The sequence below is a fragment of the Kribbella sp. NPDC002412 genome (assembly GCF_053592935.1).
The window spans coordinates 92,341-98,360 of the sequence record NZ_JBSFBL010000036.1; the positions used below are offsets into that span (position 1 = coordinate 92,341).

A 6,020-nucleotide genomic window follows, 5' to 3' on the forward strand; every position below is an offset into this window, starting at 1 on the left:
CGCTCAGACAGACACCTCGTCCAGCCGACGCCGCAGATATTTGCGTTCGGCGTCCGTGGTGGCGAGCTCTAGTGCCTCGCGGTAGGAGGTTGCGGCCTCGGTGTGGCGGCCGAGGCGGCGGAGGAAGTCGGCGCGGGTGGCTGGGAGCAGGTGGTAGCCGGCCAGTGGGCCGGCTGCGAGCTCGTCGACCAGCTTCAGGCCTACTGCAGGTCCGTCTGCCATGCCGATGGCTACTGCGCGGTTCAGGGCGACCACTGGGGTCTGCTTGAGCTGGCCGTACAGTGCGGCGATCTGCGGCCAGTCGGTGTCGGCCGCCGTACGCGCGGTCGCGTGACAGGCGGCGATGGCGGCCTGCACCTGGTAGGGGCCGGGGCTGCCTCGGCGCAATGTCGCGTCCAGCAGGTCGACGGCCTCGGTGATGGCTTTGTGGTCCCACCGGGTGCGGTCCTGGTCTTCGAGCGTCACCAGTACGCCGGCCGCGGTCAGGCGCGTGTCCCGCCGGGCGTCGTGGAGCAGCATCAGTGCGAGGAGGCCGGCTGCCTCCGGCTCGTCCGGCATGAGCTGCACGAGCAGTCTGGCCAGTCTGATCGCCTCAGTGGTCAGGTTGCTGCGGACAACGTCGGAGTATCCCTCGTTGAACAGCAGGTACAGCACTGCCAGTACGGCGGGCGTCCGGTCCGGCAGCAGGTGGGCAGGCGGGACGCGGTACGGGATGCCGGCGTGCTGGATCTTCTGCTTCGCTCTGGTCAGCTGCTTCGACATGGTCGTCTCCGGGACCAGGAACGCGCGTGCGATGTCCGCCGTACTGAGACCGGCCAGCGTCCGCAGCGTCAACGCGACGCGTGCCTCCATCGCCAGCGCCGGGTGGCAGCAGGTGAACATCAACCGCAGCCGGTCGTCCGGTACGTCGTACGGCTCGTCAGGCCCGTATTCCACAGCAGCCACCTCCTTCAGCTTCGCGGCGCCGACTGCCTCACGGCGCAGCCAGTCGATCGCACGGTTGCGCGCGGTGGTGGTCAGCCAGGCGCCGGGCTTGTCCGGTACGCCGTCCCGCGGCCACCGCTCCAGGGCGGCCGCGAACGCCTCCTGAGCGCACTCCTCAGCCAGATCCCAGTCACCGGTCAGGCGGATCAGCGTGGCGACCACCTGGCCCCACTCCCGCCGGTAGACCTCCTCGAAGGTCACCCGATCCCCGGCGGCGGCTCCAGCACCGGCCGGATCTCGATCGTCCCGTAGGTCGCGAACGGGTGCTTGGCCGCGATCTCGATCGCCTCGTCCAGGTCGGCGCAGTTGATCAGCACGAACCCGCCGATCTGCTCCTTGGTCTCCGCGAACGGGCCGTCGGTGAGCAGCAGTTCGTCGTTGCGCACCCGCACGGTGGTCGCCTCGTTCGGCGGCCGCAGCCCGGCCCCACCCTCGACCACGCCGCGCTGCTCCATCTCCTCCGACCAGCCGCCGCACCCGTCGTTGGCGTGCTCCTCGGCGGACTCGTCACCACAGATCATCAGCAAGTACTTCACGGTCCTCCTCCAGGGGCTCTCACCCCACCGACGAACGGCACCGGCGGAAACAGACACCCCCACCGTAAACGCTTTTCACCCGGTTCCTGTTCGCTTTCCATCCGGACCGGACTAGCGTCGGAGCCGACGGATCGCCGGTGCCGAAGGGGAGAGCTTGCGATGACCGGACGAGTAGTGCATTTCGAGGTTCCGTACGACGACGCCGACCGGGCGCGGGCGTTCTACGCCGACGTGTTCGGCTGGCAGGTCAATGTCATGCCGGAGATGCAGTACACGAGCGTCTCGACCGGGCCGGTGACCGAGGAGGGGTACCCGCAGGAGCCCGGCTACATCAACGGCGGCATGTTCGAGCGGGCCGGGGCGCCGGCCACCATCCCGGTGATCACCATCGAGGTCGACGACGCCGACGCCGCGCTGGAGTCCATCGAGCAGCACGGCGGCAAGACGGTCGCGGCCAAGTTCGCGGTCAGCGAGATGGGCTTCGCGGCCTACTTCGAGGACTGCGAGGGGAACGTTCTCGGCCTGTGGCAGTCCGCCGCGCCAAGCTGAGTAATTCGGTCGCGGCCGGTCGCCGTACGCGGTCAGAGTGGTGAGCATGGTGACAGCCGCTCAGCACGACGAGTTCGACCGCACCGGCCTGCTGCGGGTGCCCGGGGCGATCCCGGCGGGTGACGCGGCCGCGATGTGCGACCGGGTCTGGGACCACGTGCGCGCGGAGCACGGGATGGAGCGCAGTGATCCCACGACCTGGCGCGTCGAGGAGCGGCTGTCCGGGGTGCGCAACGTTGCCGGCGGCCGCGAGTTCGAGCGGATCGGGAGCCCGGCGGTCCGGGCGACGCTCGACGGCCTGCTGGGCGAGTGGACGGAGCCGCGACGGTGGGGCGTGCTGCTCGTCAACTTCCCACGTCGCGACGAGGCGCCGTGGGACGTTCCGTACAGCGGCTGGCACAACGACTTCGTCCGGTACAGCACCGGCCCAGGGCTCCGCGCGGTGCAGATGTTCGTGCTGCTGAACGACCTCCGGCCCGGCGGCGGGGCGACGCTCGTACTCACCGGCTCTCATCGGCTGGTGGCCCGGTACGCCGATCCCGCTGCCGACGGACCGCATCCGAAACCACTGCGGCGCGCGCTCACGGCGGTCGACCCGTGGTTGCGGGAGCTGTGGGTGCACGACGATGCCGACGGCAACGACCGGGTCCGGCGGTACCTGGCCGACGGTGCCGACGTGGACGGCGTACCGCTGCGGGTGGTGGAGCTGACCGGCCGGGCAGGTGACGTGTACTTCATGCATTGCGACACCTTCCATGCGGCCGCGCCGAACTGCGGGGACGCGCCGCGGATGATGGCGACGAACATGATCGGCTGACCGCCGGGTGCCTACACTTTCGGGTGTCGGCTTCGGCGTACGAGACCGGCGTACGAGGTTCGGTGTCCGTGGGAGGACTGCATGCCTGACCGTATCCAGACCATCGCCTACCCGGCGCCCGGATCGCGCCCGTCGCGGCGGGACCCGGAGCCGCTCGCGCCGCACGTGATCGTGCTGTTCGGGGCCACCGGCGACCTGGCCAAGCGCAAGCTGCTGCCCGGGCTGGCGTATCTGCAGCAGTCCAAGTTCGCTCCCGACGTCCGCATCATCGGCATGGCGACCGAGCAGCTCAGCTCCGACGAGTTCCGGGAGACGGCCCGGGACGCGGTGGAGCGGTTCGGGACGCACCGGATGAGCAGCGAGGACCTCGCCCAGTTCACCGAGCGGCTCGAGTACGTGCCGGTCACGGCCGGGCCGGAGGCGCTCGCGGCCGCGGTGAAGGCGGCCGAGGCACAGCTCGGGCCGGACACCTGCCGGCTGCACTACCTGTCCGTGCCGCCGAAGGCCGCGCAGGCGGTGATCGCGATGCTCCGCGACGCCGACCTGGTCGACCGCGCCCGGGTAGTGATGGAGAAGCCGTTCGGCGACGACCTGGCCACCGCGATCCGGCTGAACGACTTCGTGCACGAGACGTTCGACGAGTCGCAGATCTTCCGGATCGACCACTTCCTCGGCAAGGAGGCGGCGCTCAACATCCTCGCCTTCCGGTTCGCGAACGGCCTGTTCGAGCCGATCTGGAACCGCAACTTCATCGACCACGTGCAGATCGACATCCCCGAGTCCCTCGGGCTGGACCAGCGCGCCACCTTCTACGAGCCGACCGGTGCCTTCAAGGACATGGTCGTCACCCACCTCATGCAGGTGATGTCGTTCGTCGCGATGGAGCCGCCGACCGCGCTGGAGCCGCGGGCGATCTCCGAGGAGAAGAACAAGGTCTTCCGCTCGATGCTCCCGATCAACCCGGCCGACGTGGTCCGCGGCCAGTACAGCGGCTACCGCCGCGAGGAAGGCGTCGCGCCGGACTCCGACACCGAGACGTTCATCGCGCTGGAGGTCGGCATCGACAACTGGCGCTGGGCCGGGGTCCCCTTCTACCTGCGCACCGGCAAGCGGATGGCCGAAGGAATGCGGATCATCTCGATCGCCTTCAAGGAGGCGCCGAAGACGATGTTCCCGGCCGGCTCCGGGGTCGGCTCGCAGGGTCCTGACCACCTGACCTTCGACCTGGCCGACTCGTCGCGGGTCTCGCTGTCCTTCTACGGCAAACGGCCTGGTCCCGGGATGCGGCTGGAGAAGCTGTCGATGCAGTTCTCGACGCAGGAGACGGAGAGCGCGGGCGACGTACTGGAGGCGTACGAGCGCCTGATCCTGGACGCGATGCGCGGCGACCACACACTGTTCACCACCGCCGAGGGCATCGAGTCGCTCTGGGATCGCTCCGCGTTGCTCCTCGAAGACCCGCCCCCGGTCAAGCCCTACCAACCCGGCACCTGGGGCCCCAACGCCATCCACCAACTCATAGCCCCCCGAGCCTGGCGCCTCCCCTTCGAACGCGAATGGCGCGAGTCCAAGCAGTAGTCCCTCCCCAGACCGCGACTACGCTTCGCTGCGGGCTCGCACGGCACCAAGTGGCTGTTCCCCGGCGGCAGGCCCGGCCAGCACCGGGCCTCCGACGCGCTCCGCACCGCGCCCGCTAAAGCCGCCAGGGACGTATTGCAGGGTCACCTGCAACTGGCGGCGGCGGGTTGGTTGGAAACCCCGTATCGCCGCAGACCCCTGACGAATAGGCTCGCGCTCATGACCGACGGCGACTGGACGGATGGCGGGTTCAGGCAGCGTCGGCCCTCCGTGGAGACTCTCGCCTGGGCTACCGATCCGGCGCTGCGCAGGACGCTGGCGGCCGCTGGCCTGCCGGCAACCGGGCGCTTTCTTTCAAAGGCCGGCTGGGTCAGCCGCGTGTGGGTCGGCGACGAATACGTCGTACGCCTGAACAACGGACAATTCCGCGACGCGTATCGCCACGAGGCGACAGTCGTCAACCTGCTCGCCGGCAGCGAGGTCCCACACGCCCGACACCTCGCCTACGGCGACGGCCCGGACGGGCCGTGGTACATCTCCGAACGCCTGCCCGGCCGAACCCTGTACGACGCATGGCCGGCGGCGGACTCGCTCACGCGCCAAGCAATGATCGAAAGCCTCGGCGCTGCGTTGCGCGCACTTCACCGCGTGCCTGTCCCGGCCGACCTGCTGCCGCCCTGGCTGGCCGACGCGCTCGCCGGCAAGCCGTGGCCTGCGTTCCACCCACCCGTAGTGAGCGCGACGCTCCAGCAGGTCGAGGCTGCGCGGCGACTGCCCAGTCATGACTCGCGCCTGCTCGCGGACGTCGCCGATTGGATCCAGGAGCGGCTGGCGTTGTTCGCTGCCGACGAACCCGTCCTCGTCCATGGTGATTTACATGGATCCAACGTGATCGTCGACCAAGGACGCGTCACCGGTCTCATCGACTTCGCGGAGGCGTTGGCTCAGCCGGCGGATGTCGAGCTCGATACCATCCTGCGCTGGTGCGCGAGGGCGGGAGAGTACCCACCCACACCCGACGAACAAGGACTCGACGAGACCACGCTCACAGAGGTCCCCGGATGGCTGCGCGGCGCGTATCCGGAGCTGTTCGAGCGCGAGCATCTGCGCGAGCGGTTGAACTTCTATGACATGTACGTGGAGCTCGCGCTCTACGCACACCACCCCCAGCCTGACATCCGCGAAGCGGCGCACGACCGCATCGCTCGCCTGCTTTCCGGCCATAACCATCTAGACGGACTCGTCTGGTAGTGCGAAGAACTGCGTGAGTTGTTGACCTGCCAGGGGGCGTGTGGTTGGGTCCTGTAACTAGTTACTGTAATTAGTTACATTGTGGAGGCGATGCCGAGATGAAGAGGTTTTGGGGTGTGGTGCTGGCGGTTGGGATCGCCTCCGTGGTGGGTGGTTGTACGTCGACCAGTGCGGATGACCAGTCGGGGGACGTGCTGGTCGTCGAGGGGTACGGGGCCGAGTACCAGCCGTTGTTCGAGGAGAAGGTGGCCAAGCCGTTCACCGAGCAGACCGGGATCCAGGTGCGGTTCACGGCGGGTGGGTCA

Annotated in this window: 7 protein-coding genes; 5 read left to right on the plus strand and 2 right to left on the minus strand. The window is 68.7% G+C overall.

Annotated features, from left to right (window positions below):
- Window positions 1–3: 3 nt before the first annotated feature.
- Window positions 4–1,185: an RNA polymerase sigma factor gene (locus ACWCOV_RS26705; protein WP_449832046.1), complete on the minus strand. Its 1,182-nt coding sequence runs from the start codon at window positions 1,183–1,185 to the stop codon at window positions 4–6.
- Complete coding sequence (locus ACWCOV_RS26710; protein ID WP_449832047.1) at window positions 1,182–1,520, minus strand: YciI family protein; 339 nt, start codon at window positions 1,518–1,520, stop codon at window positions 1,182–1,184. The genes ACWCOV_RS26705 and ACWCOV_RS26710 overlap by 4 nt, the downstream gene beginning before the upstream one ends.
- 159 nt (window positions 1,521–1,679) lie before the next feature.
- On the opposite strand from ACWCOV_RS26710, the gene ACWCOV_RS26715 reads away from it, so the two are divergent.
- From ACWCOV_RS26715 to ACWCOV_RS26735, 5 genes are all read left to right on the plus strand, one after another.
- Window positions 1,680–2,069, plus strand: a complete 390-nt coding sequence (locus ACWCOV_RS26715; protein ID WP_449832048.1) for a VOC family protein — start codon at window positions 1,680–1,682, stop codon at window positions 2,067–2,069.
- 46 nt (window positions 2,070–2,115) lie between these two features.
- The gene (locus ACWCOV_RS26720) at window positions 2,116–2,886 is read left to right on the plus strand and encodes a phytanoyl-CoA dioxygenase family protein (protein ID WP_449832049.1); all 771 of its coding nucleotides are present in this window, start codon (window positions 2,116–2,118) and stop codon (window positions 2,884–2,886) included.
- An 81-nt stretch (window positions 2,887–2,967) separates the two neighbouring features.
- Window positions 2,968–4,464 carry a glucose-6-phosphate dehydrogenase gene (gene zwf, locus ACWCOV_RS26725; protein ID WP_449832050.1) on the plus strand — a complete coding sequence of 499 codons (1,497 nt, stop codon included), beginning with the start codon at window positions 2,968–2,970 and terminating at the stop codon, window positions 4,462–4,464.
- Between the two features lie 219 nt (window positions 4,465–4,683).
- Window positions 4,684–5,715, plus strand: a complete 1,032-nt coding sequence (locus ACWCOV_RS26730) for a phosphotransferase family protein (protein WP_449832051.1) — start codon at window positions 4,684–4,686, stop codon at window positions 5,713–5,715.
- Window positions 5,716–5,813: 98 nt separating this feature from the next.
- A partial coding sequence (locus ACWCOV_RS26735; RefSeq protein WP_449832052.1) for a hypothetical protein occupies window positions 5,814–6,020 on the plus strand: 207 nt, incomplete at its 3' end.